This is a genomic window from Campylobacter sp. US42a, from assembly GCF_004379055.1.
GTDB classification, from domain to species: domain Bacteria; phylum Campylobacterota; class Campylobacteria; order Campylobacterales; family Campylobacteraceae; genus Campylobacter_D; species Campylobacter_D jejuni.
In genome coordinates, this window is record NZ_RYYK01000003.1 from 67,425 (window position 1) to 92,446 (window position 25,022).

Genomic DNA, 25,022 nt, shown 5'->3' on the forward strand with positions numbered 1-25,022 from the left:
AACAAAAGCGTAATGGGTTTGATAGATTGATAGAATTTTATCCTTCAAGTTCATATAATTTTTTTCTATCTGTAGAGCTTGCTATATTAAGATGTTTGCGATATTTTGTAATAGTTCTTCGCCCTATATCGACTTTAAATTCTTCTTTGATTAATTCTAAAATTTTACTATCGCTTAAAGGTTTATTGCGATCTTCATTCTTTACTAAATTTGCCACAAATTCTTTAACACCTACATTTGAAGTCTCTCCCTCTTCATCAAGAGCAAAAGCAAAAAAATCACGCAAGGGGATAAGTCCTCTTTCACAACTTAAATATTTATTTGCCACAGCTCTTGATATAGTCGAAGCATTGCGTTCTAAATCAAGTGCTAAATCCTTAAAAGTCATAGGTTTTATCTCTTTTCCCATGAAAAAATCATATTGATATTCTACTATCATAAGCCCTATTTTATAAAGAGTAGCTTTTCTCATCGCTAAAGCATCAACTAAATTTTTTGCTTCTTTGATGTAATGACTTAAAAAATCATGCTCTAAACCATCAGTTTGGATTGAAATTTCAGGATAATAATCATCATTGATTTTTACTTTAATTTCACCATTTTCTTTATAAACAAAAATATCAGGAACAATTATACGAGAATCTTCAAAATATTCCAAAAAAGGGGGAGTGCTAAAGCGCTTAAGTACAGCTAATGCTTCTTTATATAAAGGCTCTTTGGTATAGTTTTGTATATTTTCAAAATCCATAATTAACATTCTACAAAACTCATCAATATCTTCATCTAATTCCATATTTTCAAGAGCAAATAAAAATGCTTCTTTATAATCTTTAGCTCCCACTCCTACAGGATCTAAAAATTTAAATCTTGCTCTTACTCGCTCAATTTCTTCTAAGGAATACTCTTTTAAAAATTCTTCATCGTATTCAAAATATCCTTCCTCATTTAAGCATTCTATAATTTTTTTTGCAAGTTCTTGAGATTTGTTTGTAGGAAATAAAGGAGGAAGAATCTGTTCATTTAAAAGCTCATAAACACTTTTTTTGGCAAGTCCTTTACTATCCACAAAAGCCGAATTTATATTATGTTTATAAAATGAATCAAAATAATTCTTACCCTTATCATGAGTTTGTATCGAATCTTGAACATTTAAGAAAGGATTATCCTCAGCAAATTTATCTAAATTTTCTTTTAAATCCTCTATATTTGCTTGTAAAATCGGCAACCAAGAGCGTAAAGTTTGAGAAATTTTAGTCTTGGGCGCTTGGGTGATTTTTTGCTTTAACATCAATCAAGGAGTTTAAACTCCGCTCCTAAATAATACTTTTTCACGTCTTTATTGGTTGCAATTTCATCAGCATTCCCACTAGCAAGCAAAGAACCTGATCTTATAACATAAGCTCTATCACAAATAGCCAAAGTCTCACGCACATTATGATCGGTAATTAAAACCCCAATCCCCAATCTTTTAAGCTCTTTAATTAAAGTTTGAATTTCAGCCACTGCTATAGGATCAACACCTGCAAAAGGCTCATCAAGAAGTAAAAACTTAGGTTCGCACATCAAGCTTCTAGCGATCTCGCAACGCCTTCTTTCACCTCCACTTAAACTTAAACCTTTCCTTAAACGAATAGGCTCTATACTTAAGAGTTCAAGCATTTGCTCAACTTTATCATGTAAAATTTTTTTATCTTTATAAAAAATCTGAGCCGCTAAAAGCAGGTTATCTTCTACGCTTAAATCCTTAAAAATACTACTTTCTTGAGGTAAATAACCTATCCCTGATCTAGCTCTTTTATTTAAAGGATCTTTTGTCACATCTAAACCATCTAAAAGAACTTTTCCACTACTTGGGGAAATAAGTCCACATATCATATAAAAAGTTGTCGTTTTTCCTGCACCATTTGGCCCTAAAAGTCCTACAACTTCTCCGCTATTAACCTCTAAAGAAATTCCATGTATAATCTTAGTTTTTTTAATAATTTTTTCTAAATTTACAATTTCTAATTTACTCATAAATTTCATACTTTCTTTTGTCGTCTTTAATGCTAATTTTAATCTGGATAGTAGAAATTCCAAATTTCATTAAAGTTTTTTTCAAATTTTCACCGCCCCATTCAACCAAATGCAAACCTTTTTCAAAAAAATTTTCAAATAAACCATTCGCTAAAAGTCCTTCTAAACCTTCTTGATAAATATCATAATGATAAATGCAAATATCATGATTTTCATATTTTTGCATAGTGGAAAAAGTTGGAGAATCTACCCTTGCATCAAGACCAAGAAATTTAACCCAAGCTTGTACTAAGCTTGTTTTTCCGCTAGCCAAATCTCCTTGAAGCAAAACAACACCTTCTTTAGGCATTATTTGAAGCATCGTTTTGATCTCATCTTTTGCTAAAATAAATTCTTTCATAATTTTACCACATATTCATTTTGTGCGTTTTTAGGAATGCTTTTCGTGCTAGGTATAGCTAGGACTTTATATTTTTGAGTGTATTCAGTAAAATGCAAAGTGATGATATCACCCACCTTAACCTCTTTACTCGCCTTAACAATAACGCCATTAATCCCCACTACACCACTTTTACACATATCCTCAGAAATAGCTCTTCTTTTCGTGATATTAACTACATTTAAAAATTTATCTACTCTCATAAAAGCAATTTTAGCAAAAAAAATCAATTTTTAGAACAAAATTTGCTTACGCCTTTGCTTTATTTTTTAAGAAAATAGCAAGTAAAAACTTTTCTTTAATGAAATTTGGATACAATTTTACAATTTTCAAATCTATTTTAACAAAGGATATCTTATGAAAAATGAAGTAAAAAAAGTAGTTTTAGCGTATTCTGGAGGGCTTGATACGAGCATCATTTTAAAATGGCTTCAAGATGAGTATAATTGTGAAGTTGTAACTTTTACAGCAGATATTGGTCAAGGTGAAGAACTCGAACCTGCAAGAAAAAAAGCCCTTTCTTTAGGCATAAAAGAAGAAAATATTTTCATTAAAGATTTAAGAGATGAATTTGTTAAAGATTATGTATTTCCTATGTTTAGAGCCAATGCGATTTATGAAGGAGAATATCTTTTAGGAACAAGTATAGCAAGACCACTTATAGCAAAAACTCAAGCACAAATCGCCCTGCAAACAGGTGCTGATGCGGTAAGCCATGGCGCCACAGGTAAAGGAAATGATCAAGTGCGTTTTGAACTTGGTTATCTTGCTTTTAATCCCGATTTAAAAATCATCGCTCCATGGCGTGAGTGGGATTTAAACAGTCGTGAAAAACTTCTTGCTTATGCGCAAAAACACGGTATTGATATTTCTAAGAAAAAAGGAAAATCCCCTTATTCTATGGACGCAAATTTACTTCATATTTCTTACGAAGGACTTGTTTTAGAAGATCCTGCACACGCACCTGAAGAAGATATGTGGAGATGGAGTAAAAGCCCAAAAGACGCTCCAAATGAAAGTGAAATTATAGAACTTGATTTCCAAAAAGGAGATTTAGTAGCGATAAATGGAGAAAAACTAAGTCCCGCAGGACTTTTAACCAAACTTAACGAACTAGGCTGCAAACACGGTATAGGACGCCTTGATATAGTAGAAAATCGCTATGTAGGCATGAAAAGCCGTGGTTGTTACGAAACTCCAGGCGGTACTATACTTTTAAAAGCACACAGAGCACTTGAAAGCATCACGCTTGATAGAGAAGCAGCGCACTTAAAAGATGAACTCATGCCAAAATACGCAAGTTTAATTTATAATGGCTATTGGTTCTCGCCTGAAAGAATGATGCTTCAAGCCTTAATCGACGAGTCACAAATTCATGCCAATGGCAGAGTAAAACTCGAGCTTTACAAAGGCAATGTGATGATTATAGGACGCGAAAGTGCAAATGATAGCTTGTTTAACGCAGCTTATTGTACTTTTGAAGAAGATGAAGTGTATAATCAAAAAGACGCAGCAGGCTTTATCAAGCTTAATGCTTTGCGTTTTATCATCGCAGGAAAAAATGGAAGAAAATTTTAATAAAGGAATAAAATGAAAGTATTATTAATCAAAGATGTAAAAGCACTTGGAAAAGCAGGAGAAATAAAAGAAGTAAAAGACGGCTACGGACAAAATTTCTTAATCGCTAAAGGCTTTGCTAAAGCAGCTACTAATGAAGTTTTAAGAAAATACGAAAGCGACAAGAAAAAAGAGGCTGAAAATTTACGCTTTGAAATCGCAAATTTAGAAAAACTCAAAGAAGAACTTAGCAAAATCACTCTTGAAATTTCAAAACCCGTAGGTGCAAATGGAAGTTTGTTTGGTGGAGTAACCAAAGATGAAATCGCTCACGCCCTAAAAGAGCAAAGTCACATAGAAATCGATAAAAAAAGTTTAGAATGTGACACTTTTAAAAGTCTTGGACTTCATGAAGTAAGCGTAAAGCTCGGACACGCAATCCACGCTAAATTTAATATAAATATAAAGGCGGAATAATGTTTCACGCAACAACGATTTTAGCTTACAAAGGCAAAAACAAATCCGTAATCGGTGGAGATGGACAAGTAAGCTTTGGAAACACAGTATTAAAAGGCAATGCCGTAAAAATAAGAAAACTTAATAATGGTAAAGTTTTAGCCGGTTTTGCAGGCTCAACAGCTGATGCTTTTAATCTTTTTGATATGTTTGAAAATCTCCTTCAAAGTTCTAAAGGCGATCTTTTAAAAGCAGCGATTGACTTTTCTAAAGAATGGAGAAAGGACAAATACCTAAGAAAACTTGAAGCCATGATGCTTGTACTTGATAGAAATCACATTTTTTTACTTTCTGGTACAGGCGATGTGGTCGAACCCGAAGATGGACAAATCGCAGCCATAGGAAGTGGTGGAAACTATGCACTTTCAGCTGCTAGAGCCTTAGCAAAACATGCAAGTTTAGATGAAGAAGAGCTTGTAAAATCAAGCCTTCAAATCGCGGGTGAAATTTGCATTTATACCAATACTAATATCAAAACTTATGTGATCGAGGATGAGAAATGAATCTAACTCCAAAAGAAATTGTTAAATTTTTAGATGATTATGTCATAGGACAAAAAAAAGCTAAAAAAATCATAGCTATAGCTTTAAGAAATCGCTACCGCAGAATGCAACTTAGCCCTGAGTTGCAAGATGATATAGTGCCAAAAAATATCTTGATGATAGGTTCTACAGGCGTAGGAAAAACAGAAATCGCTAGGCGTTTAGCTAAAATGATGGGCTTTCCTTTTATCAAAATCGAAGCGAGCAAATATACTGAAGTAGGTTTTGTAGGTCGTGATGTAGAAAGTATGGTAAGAGATCTTGCCAATGCGGCTTTAAATTTAGTAAAAAATGAGCAAAGAGAAAAAAACAAAGATAAAATCGATGAATTTATAGAAAATAAAATTTTAGAAAAACTTTTGCCACCTTTACCAAAGGGTATCAGCGATGAAAAACAAGAAGAATATAAAAACAGTCTTGAAAAAATGAGAACTAAACTAAGAAATGGCGATCTTGATGAAAGCACTATAGAGATAGAAATTTCGCAAAATATGTTCGATACCAATCCTAACCTACCTCCTGAAATGGGTGCAATGCAAGATATAGTTAAGGTTATAGGTGTTGGCAGTAAAAAAGTCAAAAAAGAAATGAAAATCAAAGACGCTAAAAATGCTTTAAAAAACGAAGCAGGAGAAAAAATCCTAGATCAAGAAAGTATCAAAAGCGAAGCCTTAAAAAGAGCGGAAAATGAAGGGATTATTTTTATTGATGAAATCGATAAAATCGCTGTTTCAAGCGGAAATTCAAATCGCCAAGATCCAAGTAAAGAAGGGGTGCAAAGAGACTTACTTCCTATAGTCGAGGGATCAAATATACAAACAAAAATAGGTACTTTAAAAACCGATCATATTCTTTTTATCGCTGCAGGGGCTTTTCATCTTAGCAAACCAAGTGATCTTATCCCTGAACTTCAAGGACGCTTTCCTTTAAGAGTGGAATTAGATAGTCTTGATGATAAAGCTCTTTATGAAATTTTAACACGCCCTAAAAATTCACTTTTAAAACAATACTCTCAGCTTTTAAAAACTGAAAATTTAGAACTTGAATTTGATGATGAAGCTATTAAAGAAATAGCGAAAATAGCTTCAAGAGCCAATGAAGAAATGCAAGATATAGGTGCTAGACGCTTACATACTGTGATAGAAAAATTACTTGAAGATCTAAGCTTTGAAGCTGATGAGTATGCGGGTAAAAAATTCGTAGTGGATAAAAAAATGGTAGAAGAAAAACTCGGAGATATCATAGAAAATAAAGATCTTGCAAGGTATATTTTGTGAAAAGTGGCTTTGTTAGCATCATAGGGCGTACTAATGCAGGAAAAAGTACTTTAATCAATTCCTTATTAGAAGAAAAAATCGCCCTAGTTTCTCACAAACAAAACGCCACAAGACGTAAAATTAAAGCCATAGTGATGCATGAAAAAAATCAAATCATTTTCATCGATACCCCAGGACTTCACGAAAGCGGTGCTACGCTTAATCAACTGCTTGTCCAAAGTGCTATTAAATCCATGGGGGATTGTGATGTGATTTTATTTGTGGCGAGTGTTTTTGATAGTACAAAAGACTATGAAAATTTTCTTAGTCTAAACCCACAAGTACCACATATCATCGCTTTAAATAAAGTAGATTTAACCGACAATGCTACGCTTTTAAAAAAACTTAGCGAATATGCAAAATTTAGCCAACATTTTAAAGCTATCATTCCTTATTCTTCTAAGAAAAAAAGCTATAAAAAAGGCTTATTAGATGAAATAGTAAAATACCTTGATAAACATGAGTATTTTTATGATCCTGAATTTTTAAGTGCGAGTAGCGAAAAAGAACTTTATAGAGATTTCATACTTGAAAGTATTTATGAAAATTTAAGTGATGAGCTTCCTTATAGTAGCGAAGTGCTTATCCATCGCACCAAAGACACACCTAATCTTTTAATCCTAGAAGCCAATATCATCACCGATACAAACTCTCACAAGGGTATGCTTATAGGAAAAGAAGGGGCAACTTTAAAAAGAATAGGCAAAGATGCACGCTTTAAAATTTCAAAACTTGCACAAAAAAAGGTACTTTTAAAGCTTTTCGTAACAGTGAAAAAAAACTGGCAAAAAGATGAAGAATTTTTAAAAAAACTTTTAAATGATGAAAATTAATTCATTAAATAAAATAAATTTTATAAAATCTACAGATTTGCTTTATGCTCAAAGAACAGGAATATCCAAAGAAGATGAACTTTTTAACAATTTAACTGCAGATTTTAAGCTAAGCAAACCCTTTGACTACCAAATAGCTTTTTTTAAACATAATGAAATTTATCATTGTTTTTTAGCGCCTGTTTACAAATTGAAAAAAAGTCGTTTTTGCTTTCCTGAGCCTTTAATTTTTCAAGCTTTGTTTGATGAAAGATTTATTGAGGAAAGTGATTATTGTGTTTTAAATTTATATGATCAAACTTTATATTTATATTTTTACCAAGAGGGAAAATTTATCAATCTTAAAAAAATCGAAAATTTCAACCCAGGTAATATGGATTTATTTTTTAAACAAAATCGATTTACAGAACTTTTAAAACACTATGAAAGCAAATTGCTACTTTATCAGGATTTGGATACAATCAAACATTACTTCTCATCTCAAATAAAATGTTTAAATCTAAATGATATTCTTGATAAAAATAGTTTATTGAAATTAAGTTCATATAGTATAAAAAATCTAGATCAAAATTGTAATTTTATCAAGCATAATAAAATAAAAATATCTATTTCTTTTAAAATTATATTAATATTTATTTTTAGCTTTAGTCTTAGCATGATGATTTTATTATTTAAAGATTTTATAGAGTACAAACAAAATAAGGAAATTCAAAATAAAAATTTTATCATACAAGAAGAAATTTCTAAACTAAAACAAGATAAGCAAAAATTATTAACAAACATACAAGATTTAAACTTTACTCTTTCCAATAAAATATCATCTACACAACAACAATTTCATATTTTATCCACCATAACAAAAGAAATCAATTTAGACAAAAATAAGGCAATCATTCTAAATCAAATCATATCATGGCTTAACTCCAATGAACTTAAAATCACAAATCTTGAATTTGAACAAACAAAAATCATTCTTTCTTTTATCGATGAAAACCACTTTAAAAGAGCATTAGAAAATCTAAATTCTGCTTTTAAAATTCTTGATAAAAATGAAGAAACATTGAATATCATATTAGAAGTCATACATGAATAAAATAGAAGTATTTTTGCAGAATTTAAATCCTAGGGAAAAATTTCTTTTTATTTCTTTTATCTGTCTTTGTGCTTTGTTTTTAGCTTTTAAAATTCACGATCACTTTTTGGAAGATATTTTTCAAAAAACATTAGTAGAACATAATTACCTTGCATTAAATGAAGCAAAAATAGAAAATTCACATCTTAAAGAAATAGAAACAAAGCTAACAAAACAGATAAAAACAGAGGAAGAAAAATTAAAATACTATAAAGAAAAATTGCATTTATTTTCTTATGATAAAGATTTTTTCAATAAAAAAATCAATAATTTATCCAAAAATTTAACCATTAATGAAATAAAATTTTCCCAAGAAAACAAAAATTTTATCCACTATAATTATGTTTCTCTAAGTTTAAATGGCAACTTTAAAGACTTGCTCAATTTTATACAAAATTTAGAAAATCTTCCTATAGCTTTAAAAATTGATAAAATAAAACTATACAATGCACAGGGTTTAAAATTAAAGCTTGATTTAATATTTAAATTTGTTAATTTATAATAATATTAAAATGTTATATTTTTAAATATTATTATAAAAAAAATATTTAAAAATATTGTAATTTAATTATTTTTCTATTACTATTAGTTAAAATATTTTAAGTATAAAAAAGAAAGGTATTGGGAAGTGACTAAACAAGAAATACAAAAACTCGATACAAATTTCCTAGGTCATCCCAAGCCTTTATTCTCTCTATCAATGGTAGAACTTTGGGAAAGATTTGCTTTTTATGGCATACGATCTTTACTTGTGCTTTTCATGGCAACAACCATAAGCAAAGGTGGACTTGGAATAAGCACTGAATACGCCTCGGCAATTTATGGCATTTTTGCAGGATGCTTGTATTTAGCAGCACTTCCTGGAGGCTGGATTACTGATAATTATTTAGGGCAAAAAAAGGCTTTATTTCTAGGTTCTTTTATTATAGCTTTAGGACATATTAGCATAGCCTTATCTATTCTAAGCACACCTATATTTTTCCTAGGACTTACTTTTATCGTTATTGGTACTGGATTTTTTAAAACTAGCGCTTCTGTAACAGTTGGAATGTTGTATAAACAAAATGATACAAGATGCGATACTGGCTATACGATTTTTTATATAGGAATTAACATTGGAGCATTCATTGCTCCTCTTATATGTGGTTTTGTTCAAGCAAAATGGAATTATCATTTAGGATTTGGCATAGGAGGTTTAGGTATGCTAATCTCTTTGCTTATTTTATATTTTAAAGCTACCCCTGAACTTGAAGAATTTCATAAAAATTGTACTTTAAAGCAAAACTGGGAACAACCATTTAAAAAAAGTAAAAATTTAACTCTTATACTAAGTATAAGCTTGTTAAGTATTATTGGATTTTTTCTAATTTTTATTAATCTTGCAGATATTAATCCCATAATACTATCAAAAAAACTTCTAATTGTAATTTTACTATGTTTGGTAATTTATTTCATATATCTTTTTGTTTTTAAAACCTTAAATAAAAGAGAAAAACAGCAATTAACAATTTTAATTGTTTTATTCTTTGCAGCCACTTTTTTTTGGAGTACTTTTGAACAAAAACCTACCGCTTATAATCTTTTTGCGCAAGATTTTACAAATAGAAATATTTTTGATTGGAAAATTCCAACAAACTGGTTTCAATCTTTTAATCCAATTTTTATCATCATACTTGCTCCTATAGCAAGTTATATTTGGATATTTTTAGAGAAAAAAAATATATATTTTTCTTCCATTGGAAAATTTACTTTAGGAATATTATTTGCCGGTATTGGTTTTATGATGATGACCTTTGCTTCACAAAATCTAATAAACAACAATGGTTTGCCAATATCCATGGCTTGGATTATCATAAGTATATTCTTTTTAACACTTGGGGAATTATGCGTGTCTCCTATTGGACTCTCTATAATGGCTAAGGTTGCCCCTGATTTAATCAAAAATCAAATCATGGGACTTTGGTTTGTAGCAAGTGCACTTGGAAATTTTGTTGCAGGACTTATAGGGGGAAATGTCAATATTAAAAACATCGATCAACTTCCCAGTATTTTTGGACAATGCATGTGGATGCTTTTTGTTGTAGCGCTTTTACTTTTTATTGCCAAAAAACCAATTTATAAAATTCTTAACGAAAAAAATAAGCAATTATCTAACTAAACTTAAAATACAAAATACACCAAAGTTGAAAATTGATCTTAATATTTCTTTTTTTATATTTGCAAAAAAGTAACATTATGATATAAATCATTTAAAAATATTACAAAGTTATACATATTTTTTAATTTCTTGTCTATAATTTATAAATAAAAATACACAAAGGATATAAATTGAGTAAAAATGTAAAAAATTTAGATACTTCATTTTTTGGACATCCAAAACCACTTTTATCTCTTTCACTTACTGAGCTTTGGGAAAGATTTTCTTTTTACGGAATTCGTCCCTTGCTTTACCTTTTTATGATAGCAAGTTTTGAAAAAAGCGGAATGAACTTAAAACCTGAAGAAGCAAGTGCAATTATGGGAATTTTTGCAAGTTGTTTATATCTTGCTGCTTTGCCAGGTGGATGGCTTGCGGATAATTACTTAGGACAAAAAAGAGCAATTTTGCTAGGTGCTTTAACTATAGCATTTGGACATTTGTGCATAGCCTTTTCTTATTTTAACAATAAAATAATTTTTGTTGGTATGGTTTTTTTGGTTATAGGTACAGGACTTTTTAAAACTTGTGCTTCTGTAATGGTTGGAATGCTTTATAAAAAAAATGATGCAAGGCGTGACTCTGGTTTTACTCTTTTTTATATGTGCTTTAATTTTGGTGCTTTTGTAGCTCCTTTAATTTGCGGCTTTTTACAAAAAGAATACGGATGGCATTTTGGTTTTGGTGCAGGTGGGATTGGTATGCTTTTAGCGGTAATTATTTTCTACCTAAAAACTATGCCTGATTTAAAAGAATTTGATGAAAAAGTTGGCATAGACGCTACTTGGGATAGACCAAGCAAAAAAAGCAAAAATGCATTTTACATCATCATTGTATCAGGTATTGTTTTACTTGGAGCAATATTTTTAATCCTTGGTGGTTTTATAAAATTAGATGCACAAGTTATTAATAAAAATATTATTCTAACTATCTTAGCTTGTGCTGGAATTTATTTTTTATATCTTTTCGCTTTTACTTCTTTAAAAATAGAAGAAAAAAGAAATTTAATTATTTTTATTGTTTTATTTTTAGCGGCTGCGTTATTTTGGTCAGTATATGAGCAACAATACACTTCTTTTAATTTTTTTGCAGAAAAATTAACAGATAAAACCATATTAAATTATGAAATTCCTACAATATGGTTTCAATCTCTTGGAGGTTTATTTGTTATACTTTTTGCACCTTTTAGTGCTTTTATATGGACTATATGTGCCAAAAATAATAAAGAAATTTCATCTATTATTAAATTTGCATTAGGACTTTTGGGTGCAGCTTTAGCATTTTTAATAATGGCTTTAGCTTCAAATCATGCAATTAGTTTAAATGGCGATGCTAATACATTAAGAGAAAATTTAGAAAATTCATCACAAATTATTTTAGTTTCACCTTGGTGGCTTGTCAGTAGCTTTTTACTTATGGTTTTAGGAGAGCTTTGCCTTTCCCCTGTGGGACTTTCTATAATGACAAAAATTGCACCTAATTTAATTAAATCTCAAGTCATGGGACTTTGGTTTGTAGCAAGTGCATTAGGCAATGCTTTAGCTGGATTCATAGGTGGTAAAGCAAGTGAAGAAAATATAGCTTATTTGCCAAATTTATTTTACCAATGTATGTGGATATTACTTGGTGCTGTTATAATTTTACTTATACTCAAAAAACCTATCAATAAAATACTAAAAAATTAATATTAAGGAGAAAATATGAGTATTTACAAACAAAGAGTATTAGAACTTAGAAGATTAATGAAAGAAAATAATATTGACGCCTATCTCATCTTAAGCGCGGATCCGCATTTGAGCGAATATTTACCAGAATATTACAAAAACAGAGTCTTTATCAGTGGCTTTAAGGGTTCTGTTGGAACAGTTCTTATCACACAAAAAGAGGGCTTTTTGTGGGTAGATGGAAGATATTGGCTTCAAGCACAAAAGGAATTAGAAGGTAGTGGCATACTTTTACAAAAGCAAGATGCTAAAAATACTTTTACCAAATGGTTGGAAAAAAATTTAAGCGAAGATCAAATTTTAGGCATCGATTTTGCACTTTTACCTTTATCTTTGCAAAAAGATTTACAGATTAATTGCAAGGCAAATTTAAAACATATAGATTTGATAAGTCCACTTTGGAAAGATCGTCCCACTTTACCACAAGAAAAAATTTATGAACACGAACTAGAATACTGCTCTTACTCAAGAAAAGAAAAATTAGCATTAGTGCGTCAAAAAATGAAAAATTTAAATGCTACTTCTCATTTAATCTCCAGCCTTGATGATATAGCTTGGCTTACAAATTTAAGAGGGAATGATGTAAATTATAATCCTGTATTTTTAAGTCATTTGCTAATCTTGGAAGACAAAGCCTTGCTTTTTGTTGATCAGAAAAAAGTAAATTCAGAACTTGAAAAAAAATTAAATTTAGATGGGTTTTGGCTTAAAAATTATGATGAAATCATCATGGAGCTTGAAAAACTTGCAAATACAAATTTGCTTATTGAACCTTCAAAAATGACCACTTTACTCATAAATTCTTTAGATAAAAGCGTAAAAATCATTCAAGAAATTAATCCAAGCACCCACTTAAAAGCAGCTAAAAATACAAAAGAAATAGCGCATATACAAGATGCTATGATAGAAGATGGAGTGGCTTTATGTAAATTTTTTGCCTGGCTTGAAGAAGCGATAGAAAATAAAGAATTAATAAGCGAATTAGACATAGATGTTAAAGCAAGAGAATTTAGAGCACAAAGCAAGTACTACATAAGTGATAGTTTTGCCACTATAGCAGGCTTTAACGAAAATGCAGCATATCCACATTATAAAGCCACAAAAGAGAGTTTTGCTTATCTTAAAAAAGATGGGCTTTTACTTATTGATTCTGGTGGACAATATAAAAACGGCACAACAGATATTACACGCGTTGTACCAATAGGAAAGGCTAATGCAGAACAAATTCATGACTATACCTTGGTTTTAAAAGCACATATTGCCATTTCCAGTGCAATTTTTCCAAAAGATATAGCTATGCCCTTACTTGATGCAATCACACGCGCACCTTTATGGAAAGAACAAATTGACTATATACACGGCACAGGACATGGCGTGGGATATTTTTTAAATGTCCATGAAGGTCCACAAGTTTTATCTTATCTATCCCCTGTGCTTGAAAAAACAAAAGCCAAAGAAGGTATGCTAACCTCCATAGAACCAGGTATTTATAAAGTAGGTAAATGGGGTATAAGACTTGAAAATTTAGTTATTCATACCAAAGTAGAAAATCCTAAAAATAAAGATTTTGGAGAGTTTTTATACTTTAAACCTGTTACTCTTTGTCCTTTTGAAATATCTTGTATTGATACAAAAATGTTAGATGAAAAAGAAAAAGAATGGTTAAACAATTATCACAAAGAAGTATTTGAAAAACTTTCTCCTAAGCTAGGTGATTATCCAAAAGCTCTAGTTTGGCTTGAAAAAAGAACAAAAGCTATCTTTTAAGATACTTTTATTAACATAGATAAATTTTCCTTGTATTAAACTTATAATTTGTTTAATACAAGGTTTTTAAACCAATTGCTAAAAAAGTTTTTTTGAAAAACTCAATTTACAACTAAAAATTATTTAAAATATCCAAGTTCAATCATTTTTTGATAAATTTTAGCTACAGTTGCCCCTGAAGTAATATTTCTCCCACCATGTTCCAAAAGAACGGTAACTACATATTTTGGCTTAGAATAAGGAGCATAAGAAGTAAGCCACGCATGAGATCTAGTATAATACTCAAATTGTTTTTCATCGACCCTATTTTTATCTGTTTGTGAAAATCCCACAACCTGAGCAGTTCCTGTTTTTGCTGCAACTTTCACATCAAGATTATGCAAATAACGATAAGAGGTTCCTCCTTGCTCATTAGCAACAGCATACATTGCATCTCTTATATAAGGCAATTGACTCTTTTCAAATAAAGTAAAAATTTCTTTTTTATTTTCATCCATTTGATTTTCTATAGTTGTATTATTATTTTCTATGCTTTTTAAAAAATGAGGTATAACCTCTCCACCTTTTGCGATTTGAGCTGTATATCTAGCAATTTGCATAGGTGTTGCAAGAAAATTACCTTGACCTATAGCTGTATTTAAAGTATCACCTTGAAACCAAGATTGTCTATATCTTTGCATCTTCCATTCTTTGCTTGGTAAAGTTCCTACAAATTCACTAGGTAAATCTACCCCTGTTTTCGCTCCAAAGCCAATGCGAGATAAAGTTTCACTTATTTGATCGATTCCAACTTGCAAACTGCCATTATAAAAATAAACATCACAACTATATTTTATCGCATGTTTTAAATCCACAGGTCCATGGCCTGATCGATTCCAACATCTAAAAAACCTACCTCCAAGCTCAATGCTTCCATTGCAAACATATTGAGTTGATGGACTAATATTTTTAGAATTTAAAAAAGAAAGCCCTACTCCCATTTTTACAACAGAACCTGGAGGATAATATCCATTTATAAGTTTATTTGTAAAAGGATGGTCAAGACTATTTGAAAGCTCATCCCAATCCTTAAAAGAAATCCCTGTTACAAAAGGATTAAGATCATATTCAGGGAAACTCCCTGCAGCTAAAATAGATCCATCATTTACATTCATAATTATAGCAGCTCCAGCATTCCCTTCAAACAATGAAGTTAAATAAGACTGAAGCTCTATATCTATCGTAAGTTCTATATCATTAGACATAGCAGGAGTGTAAGAAAGCTGTTCTACTTCTTGATTTAAGGCATTAACCTTATAAACCCTAGTTCCTTTTTCTCCTTGTAAAATATCATTATAATAGCGTTCTATACCACTTTTTCCTGTATAATTAGAAAGTTTTGCTATTTCATTTTCTTGAACATCTTGCAAATTTGCCTTACCTACATACCCAATAATATGCGAAGCCAATTTTCCAAAAGGATATTTTCTTTTTACAACAGGATCTATTTTTATTGTTTTATTAAGATTTAACTCTGAATAATGCGGAATAATCTCATCATAGGGTATAAAATCTACAACTTTAATAAAATCTTGATTATAGTAAGAATCATTTCTCTTATAAATTTCTGCTAATTTACTAGCATTTAAATCGGGAAATAAATTTGTAAGTTCAGATAATTCTTTATCTAAAATTCCTTTATTTGACTTTTTAATACTCAAATAAGGTTTAATAGAAATACTAAAACCCAAATCATTAATAGCCAATAAAGTTCCATTTCTATCTGTAATTTGACCCCTAACAGGTGGTAAAAATTCAGTTTTTATGGCATTTTGTTTGGCAAGTTCTTCATAATATACATTTGATTTTATACTCAAATAATACACACGACTTAATAAAAATATAAAAAACAATAGTATAAATCCAACAACTAAACGCATTCTCATTTAAATTTTACCTTTAAAAAACACATAAGCTAAACAACATTCTATAAAAACTGAAACAATATACGCCCATCCTAAAATTTTAATTTTTTCATCTCCAATATAAGACAATATCATATCCAAAAACAAAATAATGCCGTAAGCACAAAGCACAAAAACAACAGGGATAAATTTACCAATTTTTAAATTTGTCTTAATCCAATCTGCACCAAGATAATAAAAAATAAAAAATGCCAACCAAGATGAAAAAATAAAAAAATTATAAGTTATATCAGTAAAAAATAAAAAAAATAAAGAAAAATACCATCTAAAATCAAGCTTTGAAAAAGTTCTTTCTCTCTCTTCTAGTAAGCAAAACATATAACAGAAAAAAATCCCATAAAGTAACGGAGCATATATAAAAGTCGAACCAAGAATCTGATAGATTAGAAAAAAAAATCCTAAAAAGACATAAGCTCCATTAAATTTTGCTTTATAAGCACTTAAATTTCTTCTCATTTATCAAGACCTAAAGTTTGATTGATAATAATATCTTCTAAAGAATCAAGGCCAAATTTATTCAAATTTGAAACTAAAATAGAGTCTTTAAATTCATTTTTTAACTTAGCTTTTTCACTTTGATTTAATTTATCGCATTTGGTAAAAACTTTTAAAATTTTTTGATCAGGTCGTAAAAATCTTTTCAAATAGTCATTTAAATTTACATCGATCTCTAAATGAGTATGTCTTGAATCGATTAAATGTATAAATAACTTTATCGAGGTTCTTAATTTTAAAAATTCATCTAAGTTTTGATTCCATATTTCTTTTAAATTTTTAGAAACCTTTGCATAACCAAACCCTGGCAAATCGATAAAATTGATATTAAATTTTTCTTCATTTCTTTTGCAAGTTACTTCGAAAAAATTTATAAGCTGAGTTTTTCCAGGAGTTGCCGAACTTTTGGCTAAATTTTTTTGTTTACACAAAGAATTGATTAAAGAACTTTTTCCGACATTAGAACGCCCCAAAAATGCTACTTCGCTAAAATTTGAGCTCAAATTCTCATCAAATTTCACTAAAGAAGTGATAAATTTAGCACTAATTATCATTTGTCTTTAAGATCAAATACAAAACGAGCAGGTTTTTGATCCTTGCTCTCTACTCGATAAATATTAGCTTTTCTATCGACTATTATTTTATCACCAAAAAGTTTTTGATTGCTTCCAAGCTCATTTATATAAGCATGACCATTAATCTCGTAAGTATCTTTAATAACATTATAAATAAATTTATCTCCACTACCTTTATAAGTTTTACCTTTTAAAACAATCTTAAACCTAGCGTTTTGCATTGCTTCATAACGAATAGGTTTGCGATTTTTATCCGTATAAATAATCAATTTTTCAGAATTTAAAATATCATCACCCCTAATTACTTCTACATTTCCACTAAGAATACTTTCACCCTTATTTTCATCTGAATAAAAATTTAAAGCTTTTACTTCAATTTGAGTTGCCCAAGTTACACTTACACAAGCTAACAATAAAATTATTTGTCTTGCAACCACGCATTTACTCCTTGGATATTTAAAATTTTGTTTTTTACATCATAGTTTAAAGTATTTCCGTTAATAATACTTCCATTGATCAGAGCTTTAAAATTAGTATTTGTGTGTAAAATTTTATCCTTAGGTTGGTATTCTACCTCTTGAGAAATAATTTTGACATTATTAGAACCTATATAAGTAACATTTCCTTCAAACAAAACCTTGCTCATATCTTTATTAAAAAATTCTAAACGATTCGCGCTAAGATTAAAATCTAAATTTAAAGTAATAAAATCATTAAATTCATCTCTATCTGCATATCTCACCCAAGAATTTGCCTTATAATATGCCTTAATTGTACTAGTATTACTCTCATAAGCTTTCAAATTTTTAGCCTCAATATTTTTAAAATTTAAAGCATTAGTTTGCAAATTCAAAGAATACGGATCTTGCAAACTTAAAATCGTAAAAGTAATTGTAAAAAGAGCAATTAAAATTCCAAAAATTTTTATAGCCAAAGCTTATTCCATTCTTCTTCTAGATGATTTTTTTCTACTAAAATTTCTATCATCTGTGCTACAGCAGCCTTACCACCTTTTTTGCTAAGCACTATGTCTACATTTAAATCTTTATGACCATCTTTTGGTTTAAAACTAAGCCCTACACTTTCAAGCAAAGCCTTATCGTTAAAATAATCCCCAATAGCCGCACACTGAGAAAAATCTAAATTAAGTTTTTGTAAAATTTCTTTTGCACAAGCTAACTTATCCTTGATGCCTTGATATAAAATTTCTATTTTTAAATCTTTAGCTCTTTTTTCAACACAAGGACAATTTCTACCTGTAATAATAGCAATTTTTTTACCAAGCTTTAGCCAAGCCTCGATAGCCGCTCCATCTTTTACATCAAATTCTTTAATAAATTCTCCATTAGAAGTATAAATAATCTTCCCATCAGTTAAACAGCCATCTACATCCAAAAAAATCAATTCTGTCATAATTTCTACTCTCTTACAACAAATGCACCTGCAAATGCACCACTTGCAGCAAAATCCCTTGCTTCATCTTCACTTCTAAAGCCTGTTAAGAAAACGCGATTTAACCCATCCACTGAGCTTGTGCGTATAGTAGAGCTATAAGTTCTATAAGTTTTATATCTTGCTGCTATCGTTTGTGCTCCAGCTGGGTTTTTAAAGGCTCCAATTTGAACCATGAAATTTCCACCTTCATAAATTTGTCCATTATTCGCAATCTCTCCACTATTTCCATAGTTTACATTAGAATGTACAATATTATTACCCGAATTACTTGATCCAAACCCTATAACCTCAAGCCTTACTGGAGCTGTTCCTGAAGCAATCATATCAATTTGACTAGCAGCTCCTTTTGATAAATCTATAATACGATTATTTACAAAAGGACCTCTATCATTCACACGAACGGTAACTTGACGATTGTTATTTAGATTGGTTACTTTTAAGATGGTATTCATAGGTAAAGTTTTATGAGCCGCGGTTAAAGCATTTTGATTATAGGTTTCGCCATTAGAGGTTTTCTTGCCGTGAAAGCCTGGCCCATACCAACTCGCAATACCATCAGCAGTTTCGCCTACTGCTACAACAGTAGGATAATAAGTTTTACCATTGATAGTATAAGGCTTCATCGTTCCTTTAGTCCCTGAAGAACTAGGACTGCTTTTAAAATCATTTGAAGGATAATACACTTGAGCATTATCCAAGCTAGAAAAAAAACTAGTGCCTAAACAACCACTAAAAAATAAAGCCCCTAGACTAACGGCTGACAACTTTAGTGTAATTGTTTTTATTTGCATTTTTATTCTCCTTGATTGGTATAATTAATTTTTGATTAATACTAAGATGATTTTTTGCTATTTTATTGAATTCTCGAATTTCATCAACACTTATATTATAATTTTTTGCTATTTTATATAAAGAGTCACCAGACTTAACGGTATAAGTTCTTGTCATAGGTATAGTTGTATCAACCTTCGCAAGTTTTTCTGCTTTAAAATTTTTATCAAAAAATGCTACTTTATTAAGTGGTATATACATATAATACCCTTTACCAGGAGGCGTAAAATTATGTTTAAATTGTGGATTATATTTCTTAAAAGTTGCAAGATCCATATTTAAATTTTTAGCTATTTCTTTTAAAGATGCAGAAGAAGGCACATCAACTTTTGCAAATTCATTGCTTAAAGCATAATTCATTAAAGACGCATCTTTATCTAGTAAAAAATCCCTATCATTAGCTAAAAAAGCAAGCGTTAAAATCTTTCTTATAAAATTTCTAGTTTCTAAAGAAAGATATTTCTTATCAGGGTTCAATAAAACACTTAAATCATCACTTCCTGCTTGCTTGATAGCTTGTCTTAGCTTGCCATTTCCGCAATTATAAGCTAAAAGTGCTAAATACCATTTGCCAAATTCTTCTTTTAACTCTTTTAAATAATTTGTAGCGGCATAAGTTGACTTGACCGGATCACGCCTTTCATCAACATAAGCATCGATTCTTAAACCCAAATTTCTAGCTGTTGGTTGCATAAATTGCCAAACCCCTACAGCCTTGGCATTAGAAACACTATGAGTTTTCAAGCCTGATTCAACCATAGCTAGATACAAAATCTCATCAGGAACTTCCTGCTGGGCTAAAATTTTTCTTATCATAGGAGTAACTTTTGAAAAATTTTGCATACTATCTATTAAAGTTTGAGCATGTTTTGATTTTATATCTTGTTGAGTTTGCACAAAAATCAAATCACTAATAAAACTTGGATTAATATCTAAATTTCTTAAAACATTCATTTGTCTTTCATAAAATTCAGGAGTATTAATTTGTGCAAAAAGAAAATTAAAACATATTAAAAAACACAATAAAATTTTTTTCATTAATAACCTTTAAAAAATAATTTTTCAGAATTGTTAAAACAAATTTCTAGAAGCTCTTTTCTTGATAAATTCAATACTTCACACATTTTGTTTGCTACAAATTGAGTTAACAAAGGTTCATTTCTTTTACCGCGATAAGGCTCTGGAGTAAGATATGGAGCATCAGTTTCAAGTAGTAGTTTATCTTTTGGAATTTTAGGCAAAATCTCAACTAATTTCTTAGCATTTTTAAAAGTTAAAACTCCCCCAATACCAAAATAAAATCCCTCTTCAAAAAGAGTTAGCAAATGTTCACTTGCATTAAAGCAGTGTAAAACTCCTCCTACAAGATCCTTAGAATACCCATGTAAAATCTCATAAGTATCATGATTTGCTTCTCTTGAGTGAATGATAACAGGTTTTTTAAATTCAATAGCAAGCTCAAGCTGTGCAATAAAAATCTTTTTTTGATTTTCTTTTTCTTTTTGAATTTCTTCAGCAAGATCACTTTTAAAACGGAAATAATCAAGCCCACATTCACCTACAGCTACACACTTTTCATCGCATAAATACTGTCTTAAAATTTTCTCATCATAATTATCAATTTCATAAGGATGCACCCCTGCTGCAAAAAAAATATTTTTATATTTATGAGCAATTGTAGCTGCATAAGGCAAGTCTTTTATATCAGCACCAGGTATGATGATTTTCTCTATACCATTTTTAAAAGCACGATTTAAAGTTTCATCTAAATCATCTTTAAATGCTTCACTGTCTAGATGGCAATGCGTATCAACAATCCTTAAACCATCTTGAAAATCAAGATTTAAGAACATACTTCAACTCTATCCTTGCCATTATCTTTTGCTTGAGACAATATTTTACTTGCTTTATCAACCAAAGAATCAATCTTATCTCCACTTTTTCCAAAAACCACGCCTATAGAAGCTGTAAAAAAGACTTCATCTAAATTAACTAAAACACCAGCTTTTTTTATATTTACTCGTATACGAGAAAAGATTTTAATCGCTCTTTCTTGGGATATATTTTTAAGTAAAATACAAATTTTTTCTGCACTATATCTACCTACAAGATCTCTTCCTTTAGTTTCATTAACTATTTCATTGGCGCAGATTTTAATTACTTCATCACCAACTTCACGGCCGTATTCATCGTTAATCATTTGAAGATTATCTATATCTAAGAAAGCAAAAGCAAATTCCTCGTCTTTTGTTGCTATTTCGTTAAAATAATCATCTATTCCATCGATTAAAGCATTATAATTTTTAACCCCAGATACAGGATCTAAAACATTATAAGTGCTTAAAAATTTTTTATCATCCATGTAAGATAAACAACGATCTAAGCGACAATTAAAACTTTCTTTGCTTAAAGGCTTAAACAAATACTCATTAACTCCATTTTTAAAAGAATTCGCTTCAAATGAATCATTATGATCCCCCAAAAGAATCACACCTAATTCATCATCACCAAAACGTTCTCTTACTTGAGTCAAAAGCTCAAAACCGCTAATTACTGGCATATTGACATCTGCTATAATAAGCTTAACATCATTATTATCATTTAAATAACTCATTGCTTCTTCACCATGAGCTGCAGCTAAAACATTAAATTGTCTTTGAGTAAGTATTTTTTTAATTTCATTACGTTCAGGTAGCTTGCTCATAGCTAAAATCACTTTAGTTTTTGCATATTGATTAAGTTTTACAATAGAACTAATAATCTCATCAATGCAAGTTTCACTTTCTTTAAAAATATAATCTAATATATCTTTATCCATAAATTTTTCTTTAGTAGCCTTATCACCACTAGCCGTAAGAACAATAGCAGGAATTTTCTTTTCTATAACATAATCCACAACTTCACCATTTGGGGCATCTGGCAAACATAAATCCACAAAAGCTAAAAAATAATCATTATTCATTAATTCCTTAGCTTCGGCAAAACCAAAAGCAATATCTACCTCATAATCTAAAGTCATTTGAATTTTTTTAGCTAAAAGTTTGCCGAGCATTTTATTGTCATCAATAATTAAAATTTTCTTATTCATAGTGTGTAAAATACCTTTATATCTAAAATTTTTAATATATTTGTTTCAAAGAAAGGAAATTTTATAGTTATATATTCTAACATAGTAAAATAAAAAATCCGCTTAATCCTTAAACAAGGTCTTAGCAAATTCAATTGCTTCATCACTAACAAGCTCTCCACTTACCATCCTAGCAAGCTCTTTAATTCTTTCTTCTTGATCAAGCTTTTTTACCTTGCTTTCTTCGCCATTTTTTTCAACTAAAAAATGATTATGCGCCTTAGAGGAAAGTTGAGGCAAATGAGAAATAGCAAAAATTTGATAAAACTTAGAAAGCTCCTCTAAAACCTTGGCTATACTCATAGCCTCTTTTCCGCTTAAATTTGCATCGATTTCATCTAAAAATAATATCCCTTTACCTGCATTTAAAATTTTACATTCTGTGGCTATAAAAGCAAGTCTTAAGCGATTTAATTCACCCGAACTTAAATTTTTCAAATTAGCTAAATTAATATCTAGTATTATCTCATCTTTGCCTAAAATTGAAATTTTTTCATTTTCTTTAAGTGTCAAACTTGCGTCTTTCATATAAAGATCTTTAAGATAATTATTTAAACATTTTTCTAATTTTTTAAGGTTTTTCTTTCTTGTTTGAGTTAAAATTTGTGCTTTTTCTTCCAATTTTTGTTTTAATTCTTGAAATTTTTTTTCAAGTTCTTTTTTTTCAAAACTTAAATTTTCATAATGTTCTAGTTCATGTTTTTTTTGTTTTAAAACCTCTAAAGCATTTTCTATGCTTTCATAACGCTTGATGAGATAGGATAAATTTTCAATGCGATCTAAAAGCGTCTCCACATCAAAATCCAAATCTTCCATTTTTTGATTTTCACAAATCACGCGTAATTCATTTAAACATTCACTAAAAAAACTTGCATCAACTTCGCTTAAATTTAAAGCTTCAATAACAACTTTTTCAAGCTCAAAAATACCCTCTGCCTTACTCCAAGCTTCTTCTAATTTATCTTTTTTAGAAAGCTTTTTTTTAAGTATTAAAAGCTCTTCATACTCACCTATTTTAGGATTAATGCTTGAAATTTTTTCAATTTGCACTCTAGCTAATTCTTTTAATTCTTCTACTTTTTTTTCTTCTTCTAAAATTGCATTAAGCTCATTAGAAATTTGACTATAAGCATTAAAATCTTTTTTAAAATCTTCTAAAAAGGAAATAAAATTTGTATTTTCTTGCATCTCCAAGGCATCTAAGAGATTTAAAAATTTTTCATTTCCAAATTCGTTATTTTCCTTTGCGCTTAAATACTTAATAAAAGTTTTACTTAAATTTTGCAAACTTTTTTTCGCTATGCTTTGATTGTTAATAAAATATTTTGTGTTTTTTTCTTTTAAAAGCTTAAAAACATTCTCCTCTTCACTTTCTATGCCAAAACTTTCTAAATCTAACTTATCATCTAGTTCTATTTCGACAATTTTAGCCTCACTTTCACTCAAGGAAAATGCAGATAAAATTCCTTTAAACAAAACTGATTTTCCAGCTCCACTTAGGCCTGTAAAAACGGTAAGTCCTTTAGAAATTTCAAGCTCAGCCTTTTTAAAACCAAGATTTTCTTTCATAAAAATTCTATTTATCATCAATTTCCCCAGTGTAATTTTTCTTTTAAAATTTGAAAATAATCCCTATTTTTTGGGTGAATTAAAGCCACATTTTTATCACTTAAACCCACTTTTATACTTTTAAAATCATTCATTTTATAATTTTCTTGCCCATCAATACAAAGTATACAATCCTTTGCCATAATCTCTATTTCAAAACCTTTTGGCAAAACAATAGGGCGTTGTGTTAAAGAATGAGAACAAACAGGAGTTAAGATAAAAGCTTGAGCTAAAGTATAAACTATGGGCCCATTTGCACTTAAATTATAAGCTGTTGAACCCGCAGGAGTTGCAACAATAAGCCCATCTCCAAAATATTCATTAAATTTCTTTTCTTTTCTAAAAACTTCTATATGAGCCATAGAAGCTTGATTGTTTTTACTGATAACCACATCATTAAAAGCCAATTTTTCTAAGATTTTTCCTTGCTTATCTTCTAAAAAAACACTTAACAAATAAGGCTTTTCTATTCTAAATTCTCCTTGAAAAAAAGCTTGAAAAAAATTTTCAGATTCATCAACTTTAAAATCTGTTAAAAAACCTAAATGTCCAGCATGAATTCCTAAAACTGCTTTATCATATTCACAAGCTTTACGACATAAAGAAATCAAAGTTCCATCTCCACCTAAAGAAATAACAAAATCAGATATTTTAAACAAATCATCCAATCCATACTTTGGCAAATCTAAAATTTCAGAACTTTCTTTAAACAATACAAGCTCAACTTTATATATAGATAAAATCGATTGAAGTTTTAAAATTTCCTTATCTAAACTCACATTGGGTCGTGTAACAAGTCCGATTTTTTTAATATTTTTATAATCTATTTTATTTTGCATAAAAAATTATATCAAATCTTAGCAAAGCAAAAGAATAAAAATACTATAATTTTGCTCATTATCTTAAAAAATCTTTTTCAAGGAATAAA

26 protein-coding genes are annotated in these 25,022 nt (G+C 29.7%); 10 read left to right on the plus strand and 16 right to left on the minus strand.

Going from position 1 to position 25,022, the window contains the following annotated elements:
* Window positions 1-37: 37 nt before the first annotated feature.
* From ELQ10_RS03775 to ELQ10_RS03790, 4 genes are read right to left on the minus strand one after another with little or no spacing between them, the layout of a single operon-like run.
* Window positions 38-1,288, minus strand: a complete 1,251-nt coding sequence (locus tag ELQ10_RS03775) for an RNA polymerase factor sigma-54 (RefSeq protein WP_002866521.1) — start codon at window positions 1,286-1,288, stop codon at window positions 38-40.
* Window positions 1,288-2,016 (minus strand): LPS export ABC transporter ATP-binding protein, encoded by a 729-nt coding sequence (gene lptB, locus ELQ10_RS03780; protein ID WP_002855252.1) that lies wholly within the window; start codon window positions 2,014-2,016, stop codon window positions 1,288-1,290. The genes ELQ10_RS03775 and lptB overlap by 1 nt, the downstream gene beginning before the upstream one ends.
* Window positions 2,009-2,416 carry a tRNA (adenosine(37)-N6)-threonylcarbamoyltransferase complex ATPase subunit type 1 TsaE gene (tsaE, locus tag ELQ10_RS03785; RefSeq protein ID WP_002854905.1) on the minus strand — a complete coding sequence of 136 codons (408 nt, stop codon included), beginning with the start codon at window positions 2,414-2,416 and terminating at the stop codon, window positions 2,009-2,011. The genes lptB and tsaE overlap by 8 nt, the downstream gene beginning before the upstream one ends.
* Window positions 2,413-2,658 (minus strand): RNA-binding S4 domain-containing protein, encoded by a 246-nt coding sequence (locus tag ELQ10_RS03790; protein ID WP_002860004.1) that lies wholly within the window; start codon window positions 2,656-2,658, stop codon window positions 2,413-2,415. The genes tsaE and ELQ10_RS03790 overlap by 4 nt, the downstream gene beginning before the upstream one ends.
* Window positions 2,659-2,812: 154 nt before the next feature.
* On the opposite strand from ELQ10_RS03790, the gene ELQ10_RS03795 reads away from it, so the two are divergent.
* From ELQ10_RS03795 to ELQ10_RS03840, 10 genes are all read left to right on the plus strand, one after another.
* Window positions 2,813-4,033 carry an argininosuccinate synthase gene (locus ELQ10_RS03795; RefSeq protein WP_002866519.1) on the plus strand — a complete coding sequence of 407 codons (1,221 nt, stop codon included), beginning with the start codon at window positions 2,813-2,815 and terminating at the stop codon, window positions 4,031-4,033.
* 12 nt (window positions 4,034-4,045) lie between these two features.
* Window positions 4,046-4,489: a 50S ribosomal protein L9 gene (rplI, locus tag ELQ10_RS03800; RefSeq protein WP_002866518.1), complete on the plus strand. Its 444-nt coding sequence runs from the start codon at window positions 4,046-4,048 to the stop codon at window positions 4,487-4,489.
* Window positions 4,489-5,031, plus strand: coding sequence for an ATP-dependent protease subunit HslV (gene hslV / locus ELQ10_RS03805; RefSeq protein WP_002855129.1), 543 nt, complete (start codon window positions 4,489-4,491; stop codon window positions 5,029-5,031). Before rplI ends, hslV begins: the two co-directional genes overlap by 1 nt.
* Window positions 5,028-6,347, plus strand: coding sequence for an ATP-dependent protease ATPase subunit HslU (hslU, locus tag ELQ10_RS03810; protein ID WP_002866517.1), 1,320 nt, complete (start codon window positions 5,028-5,030; stop codon window positions 6,345-6,347). The genes hslV and hslU overlap by 4 nt, the downstream gene beginning before the upstream one ends.
* The gene (gene era / locus ELQ10_RS03815) at window positions 6,344-7,219 is read left to right on the plus strand and encodes a GTPase Era (RefSeq protein WP_002866516.1); all 876 of its coding nucleotides are present in this window, start codon (window positions 6,344-6,346) and stop codon (window positions 7,217-7,219) included. Before hslU ends, era begins: the two co-directional genes overlap by 4 nt.
* Window positions 7,206-8,312 carry a hypothetical protein gene (locus ELQ10_RS03820; RefSeq protein ID WP_133401647.1) on the plus strand — a complete coding sequence of 369 codons (1,107 nt, stop codon included), beginning with the start codon at window positions 7,206-7,208 and terminating at the stop codon, window positions 8,310-8,312. Before era ends, ELQ10_RS03820 begins: the two co-directional genes overlap by 14 nt.
* On the plus strand, window positions 8,305-8,853 hold the full coding sequence (locus ELQ10_RS03825) for a hypothetical protein (protein ID WP_134250210.1): 549 nt from the start codon (window positions 8,305-8,307) through the stop codon (window positions 8,851-8,853). The genes ELQ10_RS03820 and ELQ10_RS03825 overlap by 8 nt, the downstream gene beginning before the upstream one ends.
* Window positions 8,854-8,979: 126 nt before the next feature.
* Window positions 8,980-10,509 carry a peptide MFS transporter gene (locus ELQ10_RS03830; protein WP_044305923.1) on the plus strand — a complete coding sequence of 510 codons (1,530 nt, stop codon included), beginning with the start codon at window positions 8,980-8,982 and terminating at the stop codon, window positions 10,507-10,509.
* A 170-nt stretch (window positions 10,510-10,679) separates the two neighbouring features.
* On the plus strand, window positions 10,680-12,233 hold the full coding sequence (locus tag ELQ10_RS03835) for a peptide MFS transporter (RefSeq protein ID WP_133401646.1): 1,554 nt from the start codon (window positions 10,680-10,682) through the stop codon (window positions 12,231-12,233).
* Between the two features lie 15 nt (window positions 12,234-12,248).
* Window positions 12,249-14,039: an aminopeptidase P family protein gene (locus tag ELQ10_RS03840; RefSeq protein ID WP_134250211.1), complete on the plus strand. Its 1,791-nt coding sequence runs from the start codon at window positions 12,249-12,251 to the stop codon at window positions 14,037-14,039.
* A gap of 119 nt (window positions 14,040-14,158) precedes the next feature.
* Here ELQ10_RS03840 and mrdA read toward each other — a convergent pair whose 3' ends face one another.
* The 12 genes from mrdA to ELQ10_RS03900 form a co-directional block, all read right to left on the minus strand.
* Window positions 14,159-15,964, minus strand: a complete 1,806-nt coding sequence (mrdA, locus tag ELQ10_RS03845) for a penicillin-binding protein 2 (RefSeq protein WP_002859991.1) — start codon at window positions 15,962-15,964, stop codon at window positions 14,159-14,161.
* Window positions 15,965-16,459, minus strand: a complete 495-nt coding sequence (locus ELQ10_RS03850; RefSeq protein WP_134250212.1) for a hypothetical protein — start codon at window positions 16,457-16,459, stop codon at window positions 15,965-15,967.
* Window positions 16,456-17,052 (minus strand): ribosome biogenesis GTP-binding protein YihA/YsxC, encoded by a 597-nt coding sequence (gene yihA / locus ELQ10_RS03855; RefSeq protein WP_002893924.1) that lies wholly within the window; start codon window positions 17,050-17,052, stop codon window positions 16,456-16,458. The genes ELQ10_RS03850 and yihA overlap by 4 nt, the downstream gene beginning before the upstream one ends.
* Window positions 17,049-17,510, minus strand: a complete 462-nt coding sequence (locus tag ELQ10_RS03860; RefSeq protein WP_002859586.1) for an LptA/OstA family protein — start codon at window positions 17,508-17,510, stop codon at window positions 17,049-17,051. The genes yihA and ELQ10_RS03860 overlap by 4 nt, the downstream gene beginning before the upstream one ends.
* A complete protein-coding gene (locus ELQ10_RS03865) occupies window positions 17,492-18,007 on the minus strand; it encodes a hypothetical protein (protein WP_002921129.1) in 516 nt (171 codons plus the stop codon). The genes ELQ10_RS03860 and ELQ10_RS03865 overlap by 19 nt, the downstream gene beginning before the upstream one ends.
* Window positions 17,998-18,486, minus strand: a complete 489-nt coding sequence (locus ELQ10_RS03870) for an HAD-IIIA family hydrolase (protein WP_002866504.1) — start codon at window positions 18,484-18,486, stop codon at window positions 17,998-18,000. Before ELQ10_RS03870 ends, ELQ10_RS03865 begins: the two co-directional genes overlap by 10 nt.
* Window positions 18,487-18,491: 5 nt before the next feature.
* The gene (locus ELQ10_RS03875; protein WP_002852227.1) at window positions 18,492-19,319 is read right to left on the minus strand and encodes a septal ring lytic transglycosylase RlpA family protein; all 828 of its coding nucleotides are present in this window, start codon (window positions 19,317-19,319) and stop codon (window positions 18,492-18,494) included.
* The gene (locus tag ELQ10_RS03880) at window positions 19,279-20,397 is read right to left on the minus strand and encodes a lytic transglycosylase domain-containing protein (RefSeq protein WP_002852087.1); all 1,119 of its coding nucleotides are present in this window, start codon (window positions 20,395-20,397) and stop codon (window positions 19,279-19,281) included. Before ELQ10_RS03880 ends, ELQ10_RS03875 begins: the two co-directional genes overlap by 41 nt.
* Complete coding sequence (locus ELQ10_RS03885) at window positions 20,397-21,212, minus strand: TatD family hydrolase (protein ID WP_002856820.1); 816 nt, start codon at window positions 21,210-21,212, stop codon at window positions 20,397-20,399. Before ELQ10_RS03885 ends, ELQ10_RS03880 begins: the two co-directional genes overlap by 1 nt.
* Complete coding sequence (gene cbrR / locus ELQ10_RS03890) at window positions 21,203-22,447, minus strand: bile resistance response regulator CbrR (RefSeq protein WP_134250213.1); 1,245 nt, start codon at window positions 22,445-22,447, stop codon at window positions 21,203-21,205. The genes ELQ10_RS03885 and cbrR overlap by 10 nt, the downstream gene beginning before the upstream one ends.
* A 102-nt stretch (window positions 22,448-22,549) precedes the next feature.
* Window positions 22,550-24,073 carry an AAA family ATPase gene (locus ELQ10_RS03895; RefSeq protein WP_134250214.1) on the minus strand — a complete coding sequence of 508 codons (1,524 nt, stop codon included), beginning with the start codon at window positions 24,071-24,073 and terminating at the stop codon, window positions 22,550-22,552.
* Entirely contained in the window at window positions 24,073-24,933 is an 861-nt protein-coding gene (locus ELQ10_RS03900) for an NAD(+) kinase (protein WP_044305916.1), read from the minus strand. Before ELQ10_RS03900 ends, ELQ10_RS03895 begins: the two co-directional genes overlap by 1 nt.
* Window positions 24,934-25,022 lie beyond the last annotated feature (89 nt).